We start from the raw sequence: 22,941 nt of genomic DNA, 5'->3' as shown, positions 1-22,941 counted from the left end.
GCTTGGGTACGAGGGTGGCTCCCGTGAGAGGTTTCAGCGCTTGCGCACCTTCTTCTGCGCTCGCGCGTTGAGCTTGGTCCACAGCTTCAGCTGGCCGTTGGCCATCTTCTTGTCGCGGTTGGTGAACGGCGGCGACATCATCTCGGCCACGGTGAACGGCATCGTCGAGAAGGCCACGGCGCGTGCATGACTGAAGGTCTCGAAACCGGTCTTGCCGTGATAACTGCCCATCCCGCTGCGCCCGATGCCACCGAACGGCAGCTCGGCACCGAACATGTGCAGCGCGAAATCGTTTCCGTTGATCGACCCGCTGCGGGTGTTGTCGGCCAGCCGCGCGAAGTTGTCGTTGTCGTCGCCGCACCAGTACATCGTCAGCGGGTGCGGGTGGCCGGCGATGTAGCTGATCGCCTCGGTGAGATCCCGGTACGGGTACACCGTCAGCACCGGACCGAAGACCTCGTCCTCGGTGATCTTCATCCCCGACTTGACCCCGGTGAGCAGGGTCGGCGGGATCTTGCGACGCTCGGCCGACGGCAACGGTTCGCCACCGGGGACGACCTGTCGCTTCTCGGCACCGAGTGAGACCGCGTCGTCGATCAGCCCGACGATCCGCTCGTAGTTCTTCTGGTTGATCGTCGAGGTGTACTCGGGGTTGTCGTAGATCGTCGCGAAGTTGGCGGTCCAGCGGGCCATCACCTTGTCGGTGAACTCACCGAGTTTGGCCTCCGGCACGAAGACGTAGTCGGGGCACAGGCAGACCTGACCACCATTGACCATGCGGGCGTCGGCCAGCATCTTCGCCGCCTTGTCGATGTCGGCGGAGACGTCGACGACGGCCGGGTTCTTGCCGCCGAGCTCGAGGGTGACCGGCACCAGGTTCTTGGCGGCCTCCTGGGCCACCGAGGAACCGACCTCGGGCGAGCCGGTGAAGAACATGTGGTCGACCTTGAGTTTCGCGAAATCCGATCCCGACCCGTGCTTGGGCGTGATGACCGCGAGTTCCTCGATCGAGAAGTAGTCGGGGGCGTACTTGGCGATCACGCCGGTGGTGCGCGCGGTGATCGACGACGGCCGCATCAGCACACGGTTACCGGCCGCGAACGCCGACGCCGCGGGCACGAAGGTCAGCTGCAGCGGGAAGTTCCAGGGGCCCATGATGCCGACGACGCCCAGCGGATCATGACGCACCCGCTGCTTGAAGCCGAGAGCTCCCTGTACCCGCGCCGAGACCGAATCGGCCATCCACTCCTTGACCCCGCGGCGCTGGTGGGTCAGGTCGATCATGCAGCCTGCGACGTCCGCGGCGATGCTCAGTTCCCGTGGCCGCGAACCGAAGTCAACGGTCAGCGCCTCGGCGATCTCGTCACCGTGATCGAGCAGCAGCGACGAGAGCCGGGTGATGCGGTCGATGCGGGTCGCCGCGTCCGGGATGCCGTCCCGCAGGAAGGCCGCACGCTGGATCTCGAGCAGTTCGGTCATCGAATGCGCTTCGGACGAGACACGTCCCTCGATCTTGCTGGTCACGTCAGCAGGTTTGGTCATTCGCCACCCTCCCAAGGTCGAGCGGCGTCTCGCGACCGTCGCTGAGACGTTTTCGCTCGCTCGTTCCTCCATAGTATGCGTCACGTCACAGTGATGTGGCTACACGTGTTCCCAGATCCCTCGCGACAGCGCTCCTCACATCGCCGACAGCGCTCGATTTTGCGCCCACGGCGCTCGAGTTTGCGCCGACAGCGCTCGGCGTGGCGTCGACAGCGCCCAGCAAAGCGCTCTCGGCGTCGTGGCGGGCGCTCTCGGCGTCGTGGCGGGCGCTGTCGGCGGGTCGGGCGGGTTTGCGGGTCAGCCCAGCCGCTCGATGATGGTCACGTTGGCCGTGCCGCCGCCCTCGCACATCGTCTGCAGGCCGTAGCGGCCGCCGGTGCGTTCGAGTTCGTTCAGCAGCGTGGCGACGAGCTTGGCACCGGTCGCTCCGAGCGGATGGCCGAGGGCGATGGCACCGCCGTTGGGGTTGACCTTCGCCGGGTCGGCGCCGGTCTCCTTGAGCCAGGCCAGCACCACCGAGGCGAACGCCTCGTTGATCTCGACGACGTCGATGTCGTCGATGGACAGGCCGGTCTTCTCCAGTGCGTATGCGGTCGCTGGGATCGGTGCGGACAACATCATCACCGGGTCGTCGCCGCGCACCGAGAGGTGATGGATGCGGGCCCGCGGGGTCAGCCCGTAGTCGGCCAACGCCTTCTCGGACACCACGAGCGCGGCCGACGCGCCGTCGGAGATCTGCGAGGCGACGGCGGCGGTCAGGCGCGAGCCCTGCGCCAACGGCGCGAGTCCGGCCATCTTCTCCAGCGACGTCTCGCGCGGACATTCGTCGACGACGCAGTCACCGAGCGGCGCGAGCTCGTTGTCGAAATGACCCGCGGCGATGGCCGCTCGCGCACGCTGATGTGACTGCAGCGCCCACGCCTCCATGTCCTCGCGGCTGATGTCCCAGCGCTCCGCCATCGCATCGGCGCCAGCAAACTGTGAGATCTCGGCGTCACCGAAGCGTTCCCGCCAGCCGACGGATTCGGCTGTCGGCGTGGTGAATCCGAACTCCTGGCCGGCGATCATGGCCTGACTGATCGGGATGGCGCTCATGTTCTGCACGCCGCCGGCGAGCACCACGTCCTGGGTACCGCTCATCACGCCCTGCGCGGCGAAATGGATGGCCTGCTGCGAGGATCCGCACTGCCGGTCGACGGTGGTGCCCGGGATGGCGAGCGGCCCACCGGCGGCGAGCCACGCGGTGCGGGCGATGTTGCCCGCCTGCGGCCCGATGGCGTCGACGCATCCGAAGACGACGTCGTCGACGATCATGGGATCGATGCCGGTGCGTTCGAGGATCGCGGTGATGACGTGGGCGCCGAGGTCGGCGGGATGGGTCTTGGCCAACGAGCCGTTGCGCTTGCCGACCGGCGTGCGGACGGCGTCGACGATGTAGGCCTGGGGTGACATCGGTTCTCCTGGTATGTGATCGGGGTTCAGGCTCGCTGGCTGGAGATCGAGACGACCTCGCCGGTGAGATAGGTGGTGTAGTCGCTGGCGAGCATCGCGATGGTGGCCGCGACCTCCCAGACCTCCGCGGCACGCCCGTAGGCTTCGTGCGCGGCGAGCTCGTCGAGCAGTTCGTCGCTGGTGACCTTCGCCAGGAAGGGATGCTTGGCGATCGACGGCGCGACCGCATTGATGCGCACCCCGTAGTCGGCGGCTTCGACTGCGGCACAACGGGTCAGTGCCATCACACCGGCCTTGGCGGCGGCGTAGTGGGCTTGTCCGCGTTGGGCACGCCAGCCCAGTACCGAGGCGTTGTTGACGATGACGCCGCCGTGTTCGACGGCCCGGAAGTAGCGCAGGGCAGCACGAGTGGCGCGGAAGGTGCCGTTGAGGGTGATGTCAACGACGCGGTCCCACTGTTCGTCGGTCATATCGGCGACCGGCGTCTCGCCGCCGAGCCCGGCGTTGTTGACCAGGACGTCGATGCGGCCGAGTTCATCTGCGGCATGGGTGATCAACGCGTCCACCTGCGCGGTGTCGGAGACGTCGCAGGTCACCTGCGCGACCGTCCGGTCGCCGAACTCTTCGGACAGTTTCTGGGCGGCCTCGCCGAGCCGGCGTTCGTGCCAGTCGCTGAGGAGGACGTCGGCGCCTTCGAGCAGTGCCCTTCGGGCGGTGGCGAATCCGATGCCGGTCCCCGCGGCCGCGGTGACCACGACCTTGCGGCCCAACAGGAGTCCGTGTCCGGGCGTCTCCACCGGCGGGTCGGCCAACGGTGAACGACGGTTCTCGGTGTCCGGGGTGGTCATGCACGGGCCTCTCGCGGTAGACCGAGCACGCGCTCGGCGATGATGTTGCGCTGCACCTCATTCGAGCCGCCATAGATCGTGTCGGCGCGGGTGAACAGGTACAGCCGTTGCCATTCGTCGAGTTCGACGTGTTCGGGATCGGTGAGGTCGTTGGTCGCACCCTCGGCTGTCGTGGTGGGTCCGATCAACGCCGACGCTCCGCGCACGGCCATTCCCAGCTCACCGAGATCGCGATGCCAGTTGGACCACAAGAGTTTTCCGACCGAGTCGGCACCGGGGACACCGTCGAGCACCGCCCGCGCATGGGCTCGCATCACCCGCAGGCCGATACCGGCGCGCGCGATGCGGGTGGCGATCTCGGGGTTGTCGAGGGCACCGTTGCCGCGCGCGACATCGGTGACGGCGTCGAGCTCGCGCGCGAAACCGACCTGCTGGCCGAGCGTGGAGACGCCGCGCTCGAATTGCAGCAGCCCCATGGCGACCTTCCAGCCGTCGCCGGGTTCGCCGACGATGTTGTCGGCATCGGTGACCGCGTCGTCGAAGAACACCTCGTTGAATTCCGATGTGCCGGTGAGTTGTTGGATGGGCTGGACGGTGATTCCCTCTTGGTCGAGGGGGACGAGCAGAAAGCTCAGCCCCTTGTGCCGCGTCGAGCCGGGCTCGGTGCGACACAGCACGAACGCCCATTGCGCAACGTGCGCCAAGGACGTCCAGATCTTCTGTCCGTTGATCTGCCACCGTCCGTCGGCCGGACTCGCCGTGGTCGCCACGCCGGCAAGATCCGAGCCGGCGCCCGGCTCGGAGTAGCCCTGCGCCCAGAGTTCGGTCACGTCGACGATGCCGGGCAGGAATTGCTGTTTCTGCTCCTCGGTCCCGAATTCGATGAGCGTCGGCCCGAGAAGCTCTTCGCCGAGATGGTTCACCCGGGCGGGCGCGTCGGCGCGCGCGTACTCCTCGTGGAAGATGATGCGCTGGGCCAGCGTGGCACCGCGCCCGCCGTAGCGCGTCGGCCAGCCCAGACAGGTCCATCCGGCGCGCGCGAGGTAACGATCCCACTCGAGGCGCTCGGTGAAGAACTCATGCTCACTGCCGGGACCACCCCGACCACGCAACGAGGCGAAGCTCCCGACGAGGTTCGCCTCGAGCCACCCCCGGACCGCCGCGGCGAACTCCGCGTCGGCGTCGGGCGTCCGAGCTGCCCATTCGCCGAGATCCAGGGATCTGTCGGCGAGATCGATCGAGGTCATGGCCGCTAGCATAACCCACCAAGCAAGTGCTAGGTTGGGGAGCATGGAGAGCGTCTCGACGACCCCGTCCGCGCTGCGTCGGGCGGCCCGCGAGTGGCCGGATCGTCTCGCCCTCGTCGATACCCAGTGGAGCAGTCCGGTCGAGTACTCGTGGTCGGAATTGCACGATCGGGTCGTCGATACGGCCGCCGCCCTGATCGCGTCGGGCGTGGAGCACGGGGATCGGGTCGCGGTCTGGTCACCCAACAGTCATCACTGGCCGGTCGCGGCGCTCGGCATCCACTACGCCGGTGCGGTACTCGTGCCACTCAACACCCGCTACACCGCCGGCGAGGCCGTCGACGTGATCGCGCGGGCAGGGGTGCGTGCCGTCGTCGTCTCCGGCGAGTTCCTCGGAGCCGATCACGCCGCCGAACTCATGACCACCCATCGCGACGCCATGCCCGCGCTCGTGGTCCGGATTGGCTTGTCGGACAAGGACGCCGCGCCGGACGGCGCACTCGACTGGGACGATTTCCTCGACCTCGCCACCGACGAGACCCGCGCGCAGGCCCGGGCGCGCGCCGACGCCGTCGCACCCGATGACCTCTCCGACATCCTGTTCACCTCGGGAACCACCGGCATCTCCAAAGGCGTACTGGCCGAACATCAGCAGACCATCGCGGGTTCACACGCGTGGGGCGCCAACGGCCGCTTGTCCCCCGACGACCGCTACCTCATGGTGAACCCGTACTTCCACACCTTCGGCTACAAGGCCGGCATCCTGCCATGCGTGCTGTTCGGGTCGGCGATGTTCCCGCAAGCCGTGTACTCGCCCGCGGAGGCGATGAAGCAGGTTGCTGCGCAACGGATCACCGTCTTCCCGGGAGCGCCGACGATCTTCCAGACCATCCTCGACGACCCCGCCCGCGAGAGCCTCGATCTCTCGTCACTTCGGCTGGTGGTCACCGGCGCCGCGATAGTTCCGGTGGTCCTCGTCGAACGCATCCAGCGTGACCTCGGCGTCAACACCGTCATCACCGCCTACGGGCTGACCGAGGCCAGCGGGTTCGTCTCCACCTGCACCCCCGACGACGATGACGAGACCGTCGCAACCACCTGCGGGCGCGCTTTCGAGGGCATGGAGATCGCGGTGTCAGAGCAGGGTGAGGTACTCGCGCGCGGAAAGATGGTCATGCGCGGCTACCTCGACAACCCCCAGGCGACGGCCGAGGCGATCGACGCCGACGGCTGGCTGCACACCGGTGACATCGGCACCATCGACGAGCGCGGAAACCTGCGGATCACCGACCGCCTCAAGGACATGTACATCTGCGGCGGCTTCAACGTCTATCCGGCCGAGGTCGAACAGACCCTGGCCCGCCTCGACGGTGTCACCGAATCCGCGGTGATCGGCGTCCCCGACGACCGACTGGGCGAGGTGGGCCGGGCCTATCTCACCGTCCGCGACGACGCCGACCTCGACGACGACCGTGTGATCGCCTACGCCCGTGAACATCTGGCGAACTTCAAGGTACCGCGGTCGGTGGTGTTCCTCGACGCCTTCCCACGGAATGCGGCCGGGAAGATCCTGAAGCGCGAGTTGGGGTGAGGGTTCTTCCCCTACCTTTCAGTTCTTCCCCTGGAGATTTCCAGGGGAAGAACCGAACAGTAGGGGAAGAACCGCGCGAGGGCCCGCTCGGCACGATCCGAGCGACTGTGGTCGGATGGGACTGTGTCGACCAACCCCGACCCCACGACCGAGCTCCTCACCGCGGCAGGCGCTCTCGACCCCGACCTGCCCACCAATCGGATCGTCACCCACGGCGCCGTCGTCTTCCTCAACGGCACCCGCGCGTGGAAGATCAAACGCCCTGTGCGCCTGCGGTTCTTCGACTTCTCCACCCCTGAACTGCGCCACGACGTCCTGCAGCAGGAGCTGACGCTCAATCGCCGGTTCGCGCCGGAGGTCTATCGGGCGGTGCATGCGATCCGACGTGCCGATGACGGGTCGGTGACGCTCGACGGACCCGGCGAGACCGTCGACTGGGTCCTCGAGATGACGCGCTTCGACGACGACGCACTTCTGGTCCACCGGGCCGCGCCCGGCAACCTCGACGACGCCTTTCTGCGAACCCTCGCCGAGAGCGTCGTCGACCTCCATGCGACCTCACCGATCCGTGGCGATCCGCACGGTACAGCCCGGTTGCAGGAGGTCGTCGACGGGAACCTGGCGAGCATGTCGGCGTTCCCCGACGTCATCGATCCCGCTGCGGCGCAGCGTCTGACGGGCCGGATCACCGCGATGATCGCCGAGCGCTCCTCGATTCTCGACGCCCGGGCCCGCCAAGGGCGGGTGCGACGTGTCCACGGTGACCTGCACCTGGGCAACATCGCGATCATCGATGACCGTCCCGTCCCTTTCGATTGCCTCGAGTTCGACGAGGAGATGGCGACCACCGACGTCCTCTACGACCTTGCGTTTCTGCTGATGGATCTGTGGGCGCGGGACCTACGACATGAGGCGAACGTCGTCGTGAACCAGTACCTGGACCGCTCCCCCGACGACGAGGACGGATTCTGTCTGCTGCCGATCATGCTCGCCGTGCGGGCGACGGTCCGTGCGCACGTCAGCGCGGCCGCGGACGCCGTCGACGACGTCACGCGCTACCTGTCGCTCGCCCTGGGGTTCACCGAGCCGGTCGCGCCGCGGCTGATGGCGATCGGCGGTGGGTCGGGCACCGGGAAGACCACCGTCGCCCGCGCGATCGGTGGCGATCTCGAGCCCGCGCCGGGTGTACGAATCCTGCGCACCGACGTCCTGCGCAAGCGGCTCGCCGGTGTCGGCGAGACCGAAAAGCTCCCGCACTCGGCCTACACACCGCAGGCCCGGGCGGCGGTCTACGACGAGCTGAACCGGCTGGCCACAACGGATCTCGCAGGCGGCATGAGCGTCGTCGCCGACGCCGTCTTCGGCAGTGCCGCCCAGCAGCGGGCGATCGCCGCGGTGGCCACCGAGACCGGCGTCGACTTCACCGGATGGTGGCTGGAACTCGATGAGGCCGAACGCATCTCCCGCATCGTCGATCGAGGACCCGACGCCTCCGACGCCGACGAGGAAGTGGCGAGGCGGCAGACCGCGACACTCGAACCGCCGGATGAGTGGACCCACGTCGACGCGCACGCCGACCCGTCGTTCTTCCTGAAGAATTCCGTTCGTCCGCAGGAAATCTCCCGGGGACGAACGAAAGAATAGGGGAAGAACACTCTTCCCCTACTTCTCAGCTGATCGGCTTGACCAGCGGGAACAGGATCGTCTCACGGATGCCGAGACCCGTCAGCGCCATCAGGAGCCGGTCGATGCCCATGCCGGTGCCCGCGGTCGGCGGCATGCCGTACTCCATGGCGGTGAGGAACTCCTCGTCGAGGCGCATGGCCTCGTCATCGCCGGCGGCGGCCAGACGTGCCTGGTCGACGAAGCGCGCACGCTGGATGACCGGGTCGACGAGCTCGGAATAGCCGGTGGCCAGCTCGAATCCGCGGACGTAGAGGTCCCACTTCTCGACGACGCCGGGAACGCTACGGTGCGCACGGACCAGTGGCGAGGTCTCGACCGGGAAGTCACGGACGAACACCGGCTGCGAGAGCTTCTCGCCGACCATGTGCTCCCACAACTCCTCGACGAGTTTGCCGTGCCCGTAGCCCTTGCCCTTCGGGATCTCCAGACCGACCTTTGCCGCGATGTCCAGCAGCTCGTCGACGGTGGTGCCGGGATGATCGGCGCCACCGTCGGGCACGATCTCTTGCCCGAGCGCCTCCGACAGTGAGGGATACATCTGCAACGACGTCCACTCGCCGGAGAGGTCGTAGAGCTCGCCGTCGGCCATCGTCGGCGTCAGCGTTCCCAAGGCGCCCTGCGAAACCTCTTGGACCAGTTCACGAGTCATGACCGCGGCGTCGTCGTAGGTGCCGTAGGCCTGATAGGTCTCGAGCATCGCGAACTCCGGCGAATGCGTGGAGTCGGCGCCCTCGTTGCGGAAGTTGCGGTTGATCTCGAAAACGCGCTCGATACCGCCGACGATGCAGCGCTTGAGGAACAGTTCCGGCGCGATCCGCAGGTAGAGGTCGATGTCGAAGGCGTTGGAATGGGTGACGAACGGCCGGGCCGCGGCGCCACCGTGCAGGGTTTGCAGCATCGGCGTCTCAACCTCGAGGAATCCGCGCTTGCCCAGGGCTGCACGCAGTTCGGCCATCACCGAGATCCTGGTGCGGGCGATCGAGCGCGCTTCCGGCCGCATGATGAGGTCCACGTAGCGCTGCCGCACCCGGGTCTCCTCGTTCATCTCCTTGTGCGCGACGGGCAAGGGACGCAACGACTTCGACGCCATCTCCCAGGCGTCGGCCATCACCGACAGCTCCCCGGTGCGGGAGCTGATCACCTGACCGTGGACGAAGACGATGTCGCCGAGGTCGACCTCGGCCTTCCAGCGCCCGAGCGACTCCTCACCGACGCCGTTGAAGGAGATCATCGCTTGCAGTTGCGTGCCGTCGCCCTCCTGCAGCGTGGCGAAGCAGAGCTTGCCCTTGTTGCGAAGGAAGATGACGCGGCCGGCGACGCCGACCATCTCACCGGTCTCGGTGCCGGCCTCCAAGTCGGGGAATTGTGCACGGATCTCCGAAAGTGCATGCGTGCGCGGGATCGCCACCGGGTAGGCCTCACGGCCCTCGTCGAGAATCCGTTCCCGCTTCTCCCGCCGGATGCGGAGTTGCTCGGGGGTCTGCTCGTCGGCAATCGTCTCGTCGGGCGCGTCACTCACGTCCGTGAGCGTATTCGGTGGCGGTGGCGTCCACCAAGTTCGGCGAGCTGCCCGTTCGGTGCGCCCGCCATCAGGGCCCCGCTGTCAGTGCCCCGCTGTCAGTGCACGGAGAAGATGTCGAGCTCGGCCTGGCTGATCCGGCCGTTGATCCCGGCCCGTCGCAGGCCGCGGTGACCGCCGACCACGAAGACCGCTCCGCTCACCCCGCGCGCCTGCAGATGCCAGCTCAGCCATTCGGCTTCGTGGCCGTCGTCGGAGACGAGAATCCAGCGGGCGTCGTGGGTGGCCGAGCGCAGTGCCGTCGGCGATCCGGGGGTGAGCAGATCGAGTGCCTCGGCGGCGTCGAGTGCGAGTGCCCCGATCAATGCCCCGTCGGCCTGACGCTTGCGGTGGCTGCGGATGTCGACGGGAACAGCTCCCGATGCGACAGCCTCGGCATAGTGGCTGACCTGCAGCGACAGCGGACCGTTGGGTGCGGGGGCAGAGACGGGTGCGAGAACCTGGACCGATGCGGTCATGGTGAGAAAACCTCGAGTGATCGAAAAGTGAGCGGGGAGCGCGAAGGAGGGCGGCCGCAGATGCGGACTCAGCCCTGACAACACTCCTGACAGCTCTTGATCACGTCGGACAGTTTGCCACAGTGAACGCCGGCGGTCCAGGGTCAGCGGGGTTTTGTGCACCGGGCGAGCAAAAGTCGATCTGCTTGCCTCGCGTAGGCGCTGTCGACGGGGTGACGGGCGCTGTCGGCGCTGTGGTAGGCGCTGTCGACGCAGTGGTGGGCGCCGTCGGCGCTGTGGTGGGCGCCGTCGGCGCTATTTGCGTCGCACGGCCGCCTTGGTGCGTTCGTGCACCAGGCGCAGGCCCTCGAGGGTCAGATGGGTGTGGTGGGTGGTCAGCGTCGAGCACTCGTCGAACATCAGCGGTGCCAGATAACCGGTCGCCACGACGGTGACGTCGTCGCCGTCGAAACCGGCGACCGTGCTGCGGATGCGGTTCACCAGGCCGTCGATCTGACCGGCGAATCCGAACAGGATGCCCGACTGCAGGGCCTCGACCGTGTTCTTGCCCAGGACGCTGCGCGGCGGCATCAACTCCACCTTGCGCACGGTGACGGTGTGTTCGCTGAGCGCCTCGACTCCGAGGTCGACGCCGGGTGCGATGGCGCCCCCGAGGAACTCGCCCTTGACCGACACCGCGTCGACCACGGTCGCCGTCCCGCACGCCACCACGATGGTCGGCCCGCCGTAGGTGTGATAGGCCGCAAGGCAATTCGCGACGCGGTCGGTCCCCACTTCTTTGGGATTGTCGACCAGCAGCGGAACCCCGGTGCGCACACCGGGTTCCAGGATGACGTTGTGCGGGTTGTCGAAGTACCGGCCGACCATCACCCGCACCTCGCGCAGCAGCGACGGAACCGTCGACAAGGCCGCGACGCTGGTGACCTGCTCGATGTCGGAGCCGAGGAGCCCCTGGATCAGCAACGCCAATTCGTCTGCGGTGCGTGCGGGTTCGGTGTGCAGACGCCAGTCACGGACCAACCGCGCATGAGCGCCCGCGCCGGCGAACACACCGAGATGGGTATTCGTGTTGCCGATCTCGACGGTGAGCAGCATCAGCGGGTGCCGACCGTCAGAAGGTGGCCGACGTCACGCATGCGTGGCGGCGAGGTCGTCGGCATGCCGGGGATCACGCAATCCCGATCCCTCGGGTGCGCGGGCCGGGTCGGTGCCCTGCTCGAGAACCCGGTTGTGCTCGTCGACGAAGACGACGTGCGGTGCGTACTCGGCGACCTCCCGCTCGTCGAGGATGCCGTAGGCGATGATGATCACCAGGTCGCCCGGATGGACGAGATGTGCTGCGGCCCCGTTGATCCCGATGACCCCGGTACCGCGTTCACCGGCAATCGCGTAGGTCTCGAGGCGGGCCCCGTTGGTGATGTCGACGATCGTGACCTGCTCACCCTCGAGCAGGTCGGCGGCCTCGAGCAGGTCGGCGTCGATGGTCACCGATCCGACGTAGTGCAGGTCGGCCTGGGTCACGGTGGCGCGGTGGATCTTCGAGGTCATCATGGTGCGCAGCATGTGCGGTTCCTCCGGAGTCGTGGGCAGGGGTGTCAGAGACGGGATCTCGTGTGTCAGAACGGTTGTCGACTGGTCATTCGGACCTGGCCTCGCGTTCTTCGAGGCTCAGTCCGATCGCGACGCCGACGTTGTCGATCAGCCGCGCCGCGCCGAGGCGGGCCGCGACCAGCAACCGCCCGTGTCCCTTGTCCGGCGGTTCTTCCAACGAACGGCCCCGCAGGGCGAGATAGTCGAGTTCGATGTCGGGCACCGAAGACAAAACCTCCTGTGCCACAGCCAGAATGGCGTCGGCGCCCTTGGGTGCGGCGTGCGAGCCCGCGGTCAGCGCGGCCGACAGGGTGGTGGCGAGTTCCCGCTGCTCGGCGGAGAGGTAGCGGTTGCGGGAACTCATCGCGAGGCCGTCGGCCTCGCGGACGGTGGGCACGCCGACGATCTCGACGTCCATGTTCAGGTCGGCGACCATCTGGGTGATGAGCACCAGTTGTTGGTAGTCCTTCTCCCCGAAGTACGCCGCGTGTGGCGACGCGATGTGCAGAAGTTTGTTGACGACGGTGAGCATTCCGGCGAAATGCTCTGGGCGCGAGGCGCCGTCGAGGATGTCACCGGCAGGTCCGGGATGGATCATGGTGCGCCGGCCGTCGGGATACATCGCCGCCTCGGTGGGGGCGAAGACCAGTTCCACCCCCAGCGGCGCCAGGAGCTCGAGGTCGGCGTCGAAGGTCCGCGGGTAGGCGTCGAGGTCCTCGCCGGCGCCGAACTGCAGCGGATTGACGAAGATCGACACGATCACGACGGTGTTGCCGCGTTCCTTGGCCGTGCGGACCAGCTCGAGGTGCCCGGCGTGCAGGGCACCCATCGTCGGCACCAGGGCGACACGGCGTCCGGTGCTGCGCAGTGCTGCGCTCACCCGGTGCAGCGCCGCCGGATCGCGGTGCACCGTCAGGGTTCCGGGGGTGAAGAGGTTCGCCTCGTCGGCGATCACATGGGCACTCATCGCTGCTCCGTATTCATCTGGGCCTCAGGGCATCGAAGACCGCCTGCGGCGCATCCGACTGGTGGGCGGCACGGCGGGCCAGTACGCGGTAGGCCTCCGCGATCGAATCGTCTTCGGTAACTGCACCGTCGGCATCGGAATCGGCACCGGGCAGTGCCCGCAGGGCCGCGAGGTGTGCGTCGACGGCGGCGGCGTCCCCGCGCGCGACCGGGCCGGTCAACGCCGACACACCGAGGTCGAGCACATTGTGCAGTGACGCGGTCACCAGCGGCCCGAGGATGCGTTCGGCCAGGCGCACCGGGTTCCCATCGACGGTCGCAGTCGACTGTCCCGTGCCCGCGGGACCGGCGATCGCGTGGTTGAGAGCGGTCACCGCATCGCTGATGAGTGCGACCAGATGGTTGGCACCGTGGGCGAGCGCCGCGTGATAGAGGGTGCGGTCGGTCTCGGCCACCCGCACCGGCTCACCGCCCATCTCGATGACGAGGGCCGCGGCGATCGCGTCACCGACCTCGTCGCCCGCGGTGATCCCGAAGCACGCCCGCGCCAGCCGCGAGGTGTCGTCGGCCGTGCCGACGAAGGTCATCGCCGGGTGGATCGCGAGTCCGGTTGCGCCCAGCGCGGTCAGCGGGGCGAGGATGCCGACGCCGTGCGCCCCCGCGGTGTGGGCCACCAGGGTGCGCGGACGCAACGCTCCGGTGGCGGCGATGTCGGCGATCACGGTCGGCAGGACGGAATCGGGCACCGAGATGAGGAGGAGTTCGGACCGGGACACCACGTCGGCGAGGTCGAGGATCGCCGACTCCGGCAGCCGCTGCTCGACCCGGCGGCGCGATTGCGGTGAACGCGCGACGACGGCACCGACCACGTGTCCGGCACGTTCGAGCGCTTCCCCGAGCGCCGTGCCGACTCGTCCGGCGGACACGATGCCGACGGTCAGTCGGGCGGGGGTGGGGAGGTTGCTGATCCCGGGTATCGGGGCGCTGTGGTGGGCGTGCCCGGATCCTCTCGATCCGGGTGGGTCGGCAGACGCCGCACGGGCGTCATCGTTCGACGAGGTCACCACTGTCCTCCGGGTCGTTCCAGTCCCGAGGGCTGCCGGGCGGCATCCACAGCGGGTGTGGGGTGCCGCGACGGCCGGGTACCGGACGTTGCAGAGTCAGGGTAGGCGTTCTCGACAGCCCGGATCCATCTCGTGTGACGGGGCTCACCGCGCGGAGTCGAACAACAGGCGCGGTGTTGCGGAGAACGCGATCAGTCGCGACGACGGCGACGCCCGCCGCCCGCGGCGTCGGTGTCGCGGAGCTGCTTGAGCAGTTCCGACACCGGAAGTCCGTTGGAATGCGCGCTGTCCGCGTCGTCGGCGGGATCCTCGACAGCCACCGGCTCCGGCTGCTCCTCGGGGCGTCGTCGGCGCCCTCCGCCACCGAATGCGGTTGCCGTGCCGGCGGTTTCGTGCCGACCGGGCGACCACGCGGGAATCGGGCCGGACGCATCGGCAGCCCGGTTCCCGGGAGCCTCGGCAGCCCCCGCCGCGGGCGTGGACACCTCGGCGGGCCGATCCCATTCGTCGGTCGGGGTCTCGTCGACGAACGCCGCGGGCTCTGCGACAGCCTCCTGACCGGACTGCTCGGGACCCGGCTGATCGGGACCGGACTGCTCCGACGTCGCGGACTCCTGTCCGCGGTCGGCCGTCGATGTGCCGAACCGCCCCGACAGCGGGTCGTCGGTGACGATGGGGATGACCTCGGTCATCTCGTTGGGGTCGGCAGTGCGCTCCACGTGACGGCCGTCGTCGGCGGCCGGAACGGTCTCGGCGAAGTCGCGTGCGGCGACGACACCGTCGTCGCGGGCGTGAAAGTCCGCGGCGCCGAAGCCTTCCGGACGGTACTGGTCCGGCACATACCCCTGCGAGCCGTAGGCGCCACCATGGCCGCCGAAGGCCGAGTCACCACGTCCGGAATTCCCGTACGGTGCCGCGTACTGGTTGGGGTCGAGCCCGCCGCCACCGAGGCCGGAAGCGAGTTCGCGCAGTTTCTCGTTGGGCAGCGCGACCTGGTCATCGGGAAGTGCCTCGCCGAGCAGCCGTTCGAGGCTGGCGCGCAGCGAAATCACCTGCTCCTTGAGGGAGGCGAGTTCGGCACCGGATTCGGCGGCGACCTCCTTGCGGATGGTGGTCTCCACGTCCAGTTCGTACTGACGACGCGCAGCGATCTCCCGTTCGAGCTGGAGTTCGTACACGAGCCTCAGATCACGGCTCTTGGCCTCGGCGGTCTCGGCCTGCTTGCGGAATCGGGTCACCAGGATCGCCCCGATGACCGCGGCCCACAGTGCCGCGATGACCGCGAGGCTGCCCGAGATCGACAGATTGTCGGTGAAGATCATCAGAATGCTGGCCGCCAGGGCCAGCACGATCAGCAGCCCCAGCAGCCACTGGCCGACCGAGCGGCCGGCGCGCCGGGTGTCCGAGGAGCGGCCGGTGGAGGTCGTCATATCTGTGCAACTTACCCGTTGACCTGTCTTTGGGTGTACAAGCCCGGCGGAGAGTCACGAATCGTCGATGCGCTATGGCGGCGTGACCGTCACCCGTCGCGCACGCCGGTGCCGCCGGGGACTGTCAGGCCGGGCCCGGTCGCGTGTGACCGTTGCCGTTGACGGAATTGTCGTCGGGGTCGTCGGGCGCACGACAACAGTATTCGAGCCACAGCGCGGCGACCGTGAGCAGCACACCCCCGATGAGTCCGACGACCGCGGCCGGGGTGTCGTGCTCGGCTGCCGTCACGCCGGTCTGATTCAGCAGGAAGACGAGCATCCCGCCCCACAATCCGGTGGCGATCGCCCCGAGAATCGCCGATGCCTTGGCCAGCGCGACCACCCGCGCCGCGGTCAGCGGGTGCAACTGCCCTCGGGCCCGGCCGACCTGCTTGCCCTCGACACGCGCGCGCACGATGAACCCGGTGACCGCCTCGATGACAGCGAGGACATAGAGCACGATGCCGGCCAACGCCGGGATCGGGGGGACGCTGGAGTAGTTGTAGCGCACCAGAATCCACGCGGTGACGCCGACGATGACGGCCACGAGGGCCAGATCGAGGGGCTTGGTCGGACCCATCCCCTGATGCTCGTCGTCGTCCTTCTTGGGGGCAGAGGGCTCGCTCATCGCACTTCGCTTCTCGCCAGCGGCCCGATCCGGCGGACCCCGTCACGCTCGTCGGCGGGCAGCGCAGCCGACAACTCGTCGACCCGCCGGGAACCGGTCTCGGTGAGGAGTTCGGCGTCGGGGTCGATCTGCAGCCACGGCAGCAGCACGAACGCCCGCTGATGAGCTCGCGGATGCGGCAGCGCGAGGTCGGGGTCGTCGGAGCGGACGGCCCCGTCGGCGGTCTCGACGGTGATGACGTCGACGTCGAGGGTGCGGGGCCCCCATCGCACCTCGCGGGTGCGGTGCGCGCGCTGCTCCAACCCGGCACCGATCCGTAGCCAGTCGCGCGGCTCGCGCTTGCCCTCCACCACCACGGTGATGTTGCAGAAATCGTCCTGCTCGACCCCGCCCCACGGTGCGGTGGCGTACACGTCGGACACGGCGACGACGCGGATATCGGGGCCGGCCGCGGCGAACCCATCGGGCACCATCCGCAAAGTGGCCATCGGATCACCGACGTTGGACCCCGCGGACAGCACCGCACGGCTGTGGCCTGCCGGTAACGGAGTCCGAAGAACGGTCACTTGACCGACTTCCGTGACCGACGGGTGACCACGGCGACGTCGTCGAAGGCCAACGGGATCGGCGCCGACGGCTTGTGAACGACGATCTCGCAGGCCAGGATTCGCTCGTCGTCCATCACCGCATCGGCGATCTCGGCGCCGACCGTCTCGATCAGATTCCGCGCCGGGCCTGCGACGATCGAGTGGATCTGATGAGCCAGAGCACCGTAATCGACGGTGTCGGCGAGGTCGTCACTGGCCGCCGCGGCACGCAGGTCGGCCCACAATGTGGCATCGACGATGAAGAGCTGACCGTCGACGCGTTCATGCTCGAAGACACCGTGATTGCCACGGACCCGCAGGCCCTTCAGCTCGATCCGATCGGCCATCAGCGCTCCCCTGCCTGTACGTGGGCGTGTACCCGCCCGCATCGACCTGCTCGCCAGGCCGCGGCCACGAGCACGGCATCACGGCTCGCCGCGACATCGTGGACCCGCACCCCCCACGCCCCACCGGCCGCGGCGAGAGTCGACACCGCTGCGGTCGCGACATCCCGACCGGCAGGTGGCCGGTCGGCGCCGCCGACAGCCAACAACGTGCCCAGAAATCGTTTACGGGAGGCGCCGATGAGGATCGGGAAGCCCAGACCGACGAACGTCGGCAACGCGTGCAACAGCGCCCAATTGTGATCGGCGGTCTTGGCGAACCCCAGACCCGGGTCGAGGATGATGCGGTCCGGATCGACGCCCGCACTGACGGCGGCATCGACCTGACCGAGCAATTCGCGGCTGACCTCGGCGACCACATCGTGATAGCCACCCACGTCATCGACCCGGTGGGTGAAGCGACGTCCGGCGTCGGAATCGTCCCCGGCCGGACGCCAGTGCATGAGAATCCACGGCAGTCCGGCATCAGCCATCACACGGGCCATGTCGGCGTCGGCACGGCCACCGGAGACGTCGTTGACGATGCGCGCACCGGCCTCGATCGCAGCCGCGGCGACCGAGGCGCGCATCGTGTCGACCGAAACCGTCGCCCCGAGATCGGTCAGCGCGGAGATCACCGGCGCGACCCGTGCCGTCTCGATCTCCGGATCGACGCGAACAGCGCCGGGCCGGGTGGACTCACCGCCCACATCGATGAGATCGGCACCGTCATCGAGCAGTTGCTGCCCGTGCGCGAGCGCGGCGTCGAGATCCAGGTAACGGCCACCGTCGGAAAACGAATCGGCGGTGACGTTGATGATGCCCATCACCTGGGTCGGCGCGGAACTCACCGGGTGATGAGGTCGAGCGCTTCGCCCCGCGAGACCGCACTGGTCTTGAACAGGCCACGAACCGCCGACGTGGTGGTCCGCGCCCCCGGCTTACGGATGCCGCGCATGGCCATGCACAGGTGCTCGGCCTCGATCACGACGATCACACCGCGCGGATTGAGCCGTCGCACAAGAGCATCGGCGACCTGACTGGTGAGACGTTCCTGCACCTGCGGACGCTTGGCATACAGGTCGACCAATCGCGCCAACTTGGACAGGCCGGTGACCTGACCGCTGACACCCGGGATGTAACCGATGTGTGCCACCCCGTGAAAGGACACCAGGTGATGCTCGCACGTCGAATACAGCGGGATGTCTTTGACCAGCACCAGCTCGTCATGGTCCTCGTCGAACGTCGTCGCGAGCACCTCCGACGGATCGGTGTAGAGCCCGGCAAACATCTCCCGATACGCGTTCGCCACACGGGTCGGGGTGCGCCGCAACCCTTCCCGATCAGGATCCTCGCCGATCGCGAGAAGCAATTCGCGCACCGCGGCCTCGGCCCGAGCCTGATCGAACTCCCGCACCGGCTCCGCAGCCGATTCCGGACCCCGCTGGTCGAGTGTCGTCACTTCCGTCCCCTTCGATCGCCTCGAGTCGTCACCGGACTCAGGCGCCGGTACCGTTCACATCTTTGCCGGTCTCGCCCGGCGTCCCGGAATGCCCGTTCGTTCCCGAGCCATTCCCGTTGCCCCCGTAGCCGTTTGCGCCATTGGGCTCGGTGCCGCCGTTGACCCCGGGGCCCTGCTCGCGCGGCGGCCAACCCGGCGCCGACCAATCACGCGGGGCGCCATAATCCGGCCACGTACCGGCCTGATGACCCGGCTGCGGCTGCCCCTGCGGCGGGTACGGGGGCGGATACGACTGCGGTGGATAGGACTGGGGCGGATAGGACTGCGGCGGATACGGATTCTGCTGCGGCGGGAACTGACCCGGATGCGGATATCCGGGCGCTGCCTGCGGCGGATACGCCGGCGCACCGGGCTGCCCTCCGGGAGGACCGCCCGCACCGACCGGCTCGGGAACCTTCACCGGCTCCGGCGGCGGCCAGGGCTCACCACGCTCGATCGCAAGCTCACCCGGCGTCTTCACCGGCGGCTTGTCACTCGGCGTGCGCTCACCGAAATCGTTGAAAGTGGTGATCCGCGGCCGCTTCTCGACCTGCGAGAAAATCTTCTCCAGATCCTTGCGGGTCAGCGTCTCCTTCTCCAGCAACTCACTGGCGAGCACATCGAGGGTGTCGCGGTACTCCGAAAGGATGGCCCACGCCTCGGTGTGCGCGGCCTCGATCAGCCGGCGCACCTCCTCGTCGATCTCTCCGGCCACCCCGGCCGAATAATCGGTCTGGTTGCCCATCGAACGGCCAAGGAACGGATCGCCCTGCTCCTGGCCGTACCGGACCGCACCGAGCTTGGCGCTCATCCCGTACTCGGTGACCATCGCGCGCGCGATCTTCGTCGCCTGATCGATGTCGGACGACGCGCCCGTCGTCGGCTCGTGGAACACCAACTCCTCGGCGGCACGACCACCCATCGCCATCACCAGCCGGGCGATCATCTCCGAGCGGGTCATGATGTCCTTGTCCTGCTCGGGAACGGCCAGCGCATGACCGCCGGTACGCCCACGGGCCAAGATGGTCACCTTGTAGATCGGGTCGAGATCGGGCATCGCCCACGCGGCCAGCGTGTGCCCACCCTCGTGATAGGCGACGACCTTCTTCTCGTGCTCACTGATGATGCGGCTCTTGCGTCGCGGCCCACCGATCACACGGTCGACGGCCTCCTCGAGCATCTCCGCGGTGATCGTGTGCTTGTTCTCGCGCGCGGCCAGCAACGCCGCCTCATTGACGACGTTGGCCAGATCGGCACCCGACATACCCGGCGTCCGCTTCGCCAGACCATCGAGATCGGCGTCGGAATCGATCGGCTTGCCCTTGGCATGCACACGCAGGATCGCGCGACGCCCCGCCATGTCGGGATTGCCGACCGGGATCTGCCGGTCGAACCGACCCGGCCGCAGCAACGCCGGATCGAGGATGTCGGGACGGTTGGTGGCCGCGATCAGGATGATGCCCTGCCGGTCACCGAAGCCATCCATCTCGACGAGCAGCTGGTTGAGCGTCTGCTCGCGCTCGTCGTGACCACCGCCGAGACCCGCACCACGCTGACGTCCGACCGCATCGATCTCGTCGACGAAAATGATGCACGGACTGTTGTTCTTGGCCTGCTCGAACAGATCGCGCACACGAGAGGCACCGACACCGACGAACATCTCGACGAAATCCGAACCCGAGATCGTGAAGAACGGCACCCCGGCCTCACCGGCGACCGCCCGAGCCAGCAACGTCTTACCGGTACCCGGCGGGCCGTAGAGCAACACGCCCTTCGGGATCTTCGCGCCGAGCGCCTGATAACGCGTCGGATTCTGCAGGAAGTCCTTGATCTCGTAGAGCTCCTCCACAGCCTCATCCGCGCCGGCGACATCGGAGAACGTGGTCTTCGGCATGTCCTTCGTCAGCTGCTTGGCACGCGACTTACCGAAGCCCATCACGCCGCCGCGACCACCACCCTGCATGCGGCTCATCACGAAGAAGAACAAACCGAACAGCAACAACATCGGCAGCAGGAAGATCATGATCTGCCAGAACACCGACTGCTCGTTGACATTCGTCTGATACGGCGCACCGGTCGCCTTGACATCGTTGAAGATCTCCTCGCTCGCCGCAGAGGGATACTTCGTCGAGATCTTGGTCGACTCGTCGTCGCCGACCTTGACCGGCGTATTGGTCTCGATACGCAGCTGCTGCTCACGATCGTCGATCTGAATCGACTTGGTGTTCTTCGTGTTGAGCTGCGTCAACGCGACCGAGGTGTCGACGGCCGTGTAGTCGCGATCATTGTCGCGCCACACGCTCCAGCCCCAAAAGGCGAGCACGATGACCGCCACGATGGCGAGATTGCGGAAGACTGTCTTGCGGTTCATGCCAGTGAGGGGTTGGTCGGCGGTGGTGACACCCGACCGGTCCCGTTGGTCCTTCCCATCGATTCGTGACCACAACAAGCCGAGTTGACGCGGACAAAACGTGCAGACGCACGCCGAGCATCGACCGTGATCGTTGTGATAAGGCTACCGGTCAACGATCGCGCAGGGAAAACCGTTCCCTGTTTGTTGGCGCCGCCTCCGGCGTCGCAGGTGCGGGGCTTTGTCGCTGTGCTCCTCGCCGGCCCGAACGCGGACCACGGTGTGCGCTCCGGCGTAGCAACTGCGTGCTCAGCCCTGGTAGACGCTCGGGCGCAGCCTGCCGATGAACGGCAGGTCGCGATAACGCTCGGCGTAGTCGAGGCCGTACCCGACGACGAACTCATTGGGGATGTCGAAGCCGACCTCGGCGACGTCGACCGGCGAGCGAACCGCCTCGGGCTTGCGGAGCAGCGTGCACACCTCCAACGACTTCGGCGAGCGGGTCGCCAGACTCTTCATCAGCCACGACAAGGTGAGGCCGGAGTCGATGATGTCCTCGACGATCAGGACGTCCCGACCGGCGATGTCGCGGTCGAGGTCCTTGAGAATGCGGACCACACCCGACGACGAGGTCGCCGACCCATAGCTCGACACCGCCATGAACTCCATCTGCGACGGGATGGGCAACGCCCGCGCGAAGTCGGTCATGAACATGATCGCGCCCTTGAGCACACCGATGAGGACGAGATCGTCCTCGATGTCGGCGTAGCGCGAAGCCACCGACTCGGCCAGCTCGGCGGTGCGCTGTTTGATCTGTTCCTCGGTGATAAGCACCGCTTCGATGTCGTCGCCGTAAAGGTGTTCGATCTCGTTCGCCACGGCCTCTAGCTTGTCATGCCCGGCAGCCTGAGTGGATCCGACGTCGGTGAGCGCCGTCCAACGCCGATGAAGAATGGCGCGGGCGTGCATTTTGTCCGTCATTCGATGACAAAACATCACAACTCGATAACGCGACGCCACAGCGGTCACAACTCACGCGTTTTTTTGGACTTCTGACGCATTCAAGTTGAACAATCTTCACAGCAGTAAGAAGACCCTGTGCACCGAAAACCCGGACTCGCCTCGGCAGCGTCCGGATTTCATACTTCCGCCCGGACGATGACGTCCACGGGTGCCACCCCGGCATTCCTCGTCGCCCGGATCGGACCGACCCGCCGAATGGATACCCCATGCACACCTCATCGCCGTCACCCACCGACCGCAGGAGCCCCGGCGGCAGATCTCGGCACCGCGGGATCATCCTGATGGTCGCCATTTCTCTTGCACTGGTGTTGATTTCGCGCGGAACTCCGGCCAATGCAGCCCCATCGACCCCCGTGGGCTACACGCTGTCGAGTACCAGCACCTCGCTGACCCTGACGTTGCAGCACGGCACATTCCAGCGCGGCCAGAACACCCTGGCAATCGTCGACAATGCCGGTTCGGCGGTTTTCCAAATGCCATTGAGCTACCGCCTCGAGGACCGGGAGTACCCGATTGCGGCGCAGATCTCCGGCAATTCGGTGACACTCACTCCGTCACGCCGCGTGGCCGATTCACGATCAATCGATCCACAATTGGTGGAACCCGTTCGCGTCGCCGCCGGAAAGCAACTCGTCGACGCCCCGACGACCCGACAAGAACGCGACAATCAGGCATTGGCGCAATTCATGCAAATCCTCGGCGCAGGCACCACGGTCGGGACGCTGATCGGCACCATCATCGGCGCGATCGTCGGCGGCGTCATCGGTTGCGCGATCGGACTGGCCGCCGCGGTCATCGGCTGCCTGGTGGCGGTCGTCCCCGCAGCGGGTCTCGGCGGTGTCGCGGGCACGATCGTCGGCGGTGGCGGCACCCTCGTCGTCGCGGGAATCCAGTACCTGCAGACCATCAACTCCCCGTTCGTCCCACCCCGGACCAGCCCACCCCAGAAGTGAGCCGGTCCAACCCCGCACGCCCGG

General features: G+C 67.4%; 21 protein-coding genes. 3 read left to right on the top strand and 18 right to left on the bottom strand.

Annotation, left to right across the window (positions count from 1 at the left end; translation table 11 throughout):
* Positions 1-33: 33 nt before the first annotated feature.
* The 4 genes from QNM97_RS00975 to QNM97_RS00960 form a co-directional block, all read right to left on the bottom strand.
* Positions 34-1,542, bottom strand: a complete 1,509-nt coding sequence (locus tag QNM97_RS00975) for an aldehyde dehydrogenase family protein (RefSeq protein WP_208792731.1) — start codon at positions 1,540-1,542, stop codon at positions 34-36.
* Between the two features lie 297 nt (positions 1,543-1,839).
* On the bottom strand, positions 1,840-2,994 hold the full coding sequence (locus QNM97_RS00970) for an acetyl-CoA C-acetyltransferase (RefSeq protein ID WP_283821198.1): 1,155 nt from the start codon (positions 2,992-2,994) through the stop codon (positions 1,840-1,842).
* A gap of 26 nt (positions 2,995-3,020) precedes the next feature.
* Entirely contained in the window at positions 3,021-3,842 is an 822-nt protein-coding gene (locus QNM97_RS00965; RefSeq protein ID WP_208792733.1) for an SDR family oxidoreductase, read from the bottom strand.
* Positions 3,839-5,089, bottom strand: coding sequence for an acyl-CoA dehydrogenase family protein (locus QNM97_RS00960; RefSeq protein ID WP_283821197.1), 1,251 nt, complete (start codon positions 5,087-5,089; stop codon positions 3,839-3,841). Before QNM97_RS00960 ends, QNM97_RS00965 begins: the two co-directional genes overlap by 4 nt.
* Before the next feature lie 43 nt (positions 5,090-5,132).
* Between QNM97_RS00960 and QNM97_RS00955 the strand changes: the two genes are divergently transcribed.
* Both QNM97_RS00955 and QNM97_RS00950 read left to right on the top strand, forming a co-directional pair.
* Positions 5,133-6,680 (top strand): FadD3 family acyl-CoA ligase, encoded by a 1,548-nt coding sequence (locus QNM97_RS00955; protein ID WP_208792735.1) that lies wholly within the window; start codon positions 5,133-5,135, stop codon positions 6,678-6,680.
* 123 nt (positions 6,681-6,803) lie between these two features.
* On the top strand, positions 6,804-8,324 hold the full coding sequence (locus tag QNM97_RS00950; protein WP_283821196.1) for a bifunctional aminoglycoside phosphotransferase/ATP-binding protein: 1,521 nt from the start codon (positions 6,804-6,806) through the stop codon (positions 8,322-8,324).
* Between the two features lie 25 nt (positions 8,325-8,349).
* Here QNM97_RS00950 and lysS read toward each other — a convergent pair whose 3' ends face one another.
* The 14 genes from lysS to hpt all read right to left on the bottom strand — a co-directional run bounded on the left by lysS (position 8,350) and on the right by hpt (position 21,820).
* Positions 8,350-9,885 (bottom strand): lysine--tRNA ligase, encoded by a 1,536-nt coding sequence (gene lysS, locus QNM97_RS00945; protein ID WP_283821195.1) that lies wholly within the window; start codon positions 9,883-9,885, stop codon positions 8,350-8,352.
* A gap of 98 nt (positions 9,886-9,983) precedes the next feature.
* Complete coding sequence (locus tag QNM97_RS00940) at positions 9,984-10,403, bottom strand: hypothetical protein (protein WP_014361545.1); 420 nt, start codon at positions 10,401-10,403, stop codon at positions 9,984-9,986.
* A gap of 294 nt (positions 10,404-10,697) precedes the next feature.
* The gene (locus tag QNM97_RS00935; RefSeq protein WP_283821194.1) at positions 10,698-11,498 is read right to left on the bottom strand and encodes a type III pantothenate kinase; all 801 of its coding nucleotides are present in this window, start codon (positions 11,496-11,498) and stop codon (positions 10,698-10,700) included.
* 33 nt (positions 11,499-11,531) lie between these two features.
* Entirely contained in the window at positions 11,532-11,966 is a 435-nt protein-coding gene (panD, locus tag QNM97_RS00930; protein ID WP_208792740.1) for an aspartate 1-decarboxylase, read from the bottom strand.
* Between the two features lie 73 nt (positions 11,967-12,039).
* Positions 12,040-12,960: a pantoate--beta-alanine ligase gene (gene panC, locus QNM97_RS00925; RefSeq protein ID WP_283821193.1), complete on the bottom strand. Its 921-nt coding sequence runs from the start codon at positions 12,958-12,960 to the stop codon at positions 12,040-12,042.
* Positions 12,961-12,973: 13 nt separating this feature from the next.
* Complete coding sequence (locus tag QNM97_RS00920; protein WP_283821192.1) at positions 12,974-14,023, bottom strand: Rossmann-like and DUF2520 domain-containing protein; 1,050 nt, start codon at positions 14,021-14,023, stop codon at positions 12,974-12,976.
* A gap of 191 nt (positions 14,024-14,214) precedes the next feature.
* Positions 14,215-15,453, bottom strand: a complete 1,239-nt coding sequence (locus tag QNM97_RS00915) for a DUF6779 domain-containing protein (RefSeq protein ID WP_283821191.1) — start codon at positions 15,451-15,453, stop codon at positions 14,215-14,217.
* A 124-nt stretch (positions 15,454-15,577) separates the two neighbouring features.
* Positions 15,578-16,120, bottom strand: coding sequence for a DUF3180 domain-containing protein (locus QNM97_RS00910; protein WP_283821190.1), 543 nt, complete (start codon positions 16,118-16,120; stop codon positions 15,578-15,580).
* The gene (folK, locus tag QNM97_RS00905; protein ID WP_283821189.1) at positions 16,117-16,608 is read right to left on the bottom strand and encodes a 2-amino-4-hydroxy-6-hydroxymethyldihydropteridine diphosphokinase; all 492 of its coding nucleotides are present in this window, start codon (positions 16,606-16,608) and stop codon (positions 16,117-16,119) included. The genes QNM97_RS00910 and folK overlap by 4 nt, the downstream gene beginning before the upstream one ends.
* Before the next feature lie 74 nt (positions 16,609-16,682).
* On the bottom strand, positions 16,683-17,054 hold the full coding sequence (gene folB, locus QNM97_RS00900) for a dihydroneopterin aldolase (protein WP_283821187.1): 372 nt from the start codon (positions 17,052-17,054) through the stop codon (positions 16,683-16,685).
* Positions 17,054-17,941: a dihydropteroate synthase gene (gene folP, locus QNM97_RS00895; RefSeq protein WP_502874970.1), complete on the bottom strand. Its 888-nt coding sequence runs from the start codon at positions 17,939-17,941 to the stop codon at positions 17,054-17,056. The genes folB and folP overlap by 1 nt, the downstream gene beginning before the upstream one ends.
* Complete coding sequence (gene folE / locus QNM97_RS00890; RefSeq protein ID WP_283821186.1) at positions 17,938-18,552, bottom strand: GTP cyclohydrolase I FolE; 615 nt, start codon at positions 18,550-18,552, stop codon at positions 17,938-17,940. Before folE ends, folP begins: the two co-directional genes overlap by 4 nt.
* Before the next feature lie 37 nt (positions 18,553-18,589).
* Complete coding sequence (ftsH, locus tag QNM97_RS00885; protein WP_283821185.1) at positions 18,590-20,962, bottom strand: ATP-dependent zinc metalloprotease FtsH; 2,373 nt, start codon at positions 20,960-20,962, stop codon at positions 18,590-18,592.
* Positions 20,963-21,250: 288 nt separating this feature from the next.
* The gene (gene hpt / locus QNM97_RS00880; RefSeq protein ID WP_283821184.1) at positions 21,251-21,820 is read right to left on the bottom strand and encodes a hypoxanthine phosphoribosyltransferase; all 570 of its coding nucleotides are present in this window, start codon (positions 21,818-21,820) and stop codon (positions 21,251-21,253) included.
* A 350-nt stretch (positions 21,821-22,170) separates the two neighbouring features.
* Between hpt and QNM97_RS00875 the strand changes: the two genes are divergently transcribed.
* A complete protein-coding gene (locus QNM97_RS00875; protein WP_283821183.1) occupies positions 22,171-22,917 on the top strand; it encodes a DUF8020 domain-containing protein in 747 nt (248 codons plus the stop codon).
* The last annotated feature ends 24 nt before the right edge of the window (positions 22,918-22,941 follow it).

The organism is Gordonia sp. L191, from assembly GCF_030077625.1.
GTDB lineage: Bacteria > Actinomycetota > Actinomycetes > Mycobacteriales > Mycobacteriaceae > Gordonia > Gordonia polyisoprenivorans_A.
Note: the sequence above shows the minus strand (reverse complement) of the source record. Positions and strands in the feature narration are given on the sequence as shown.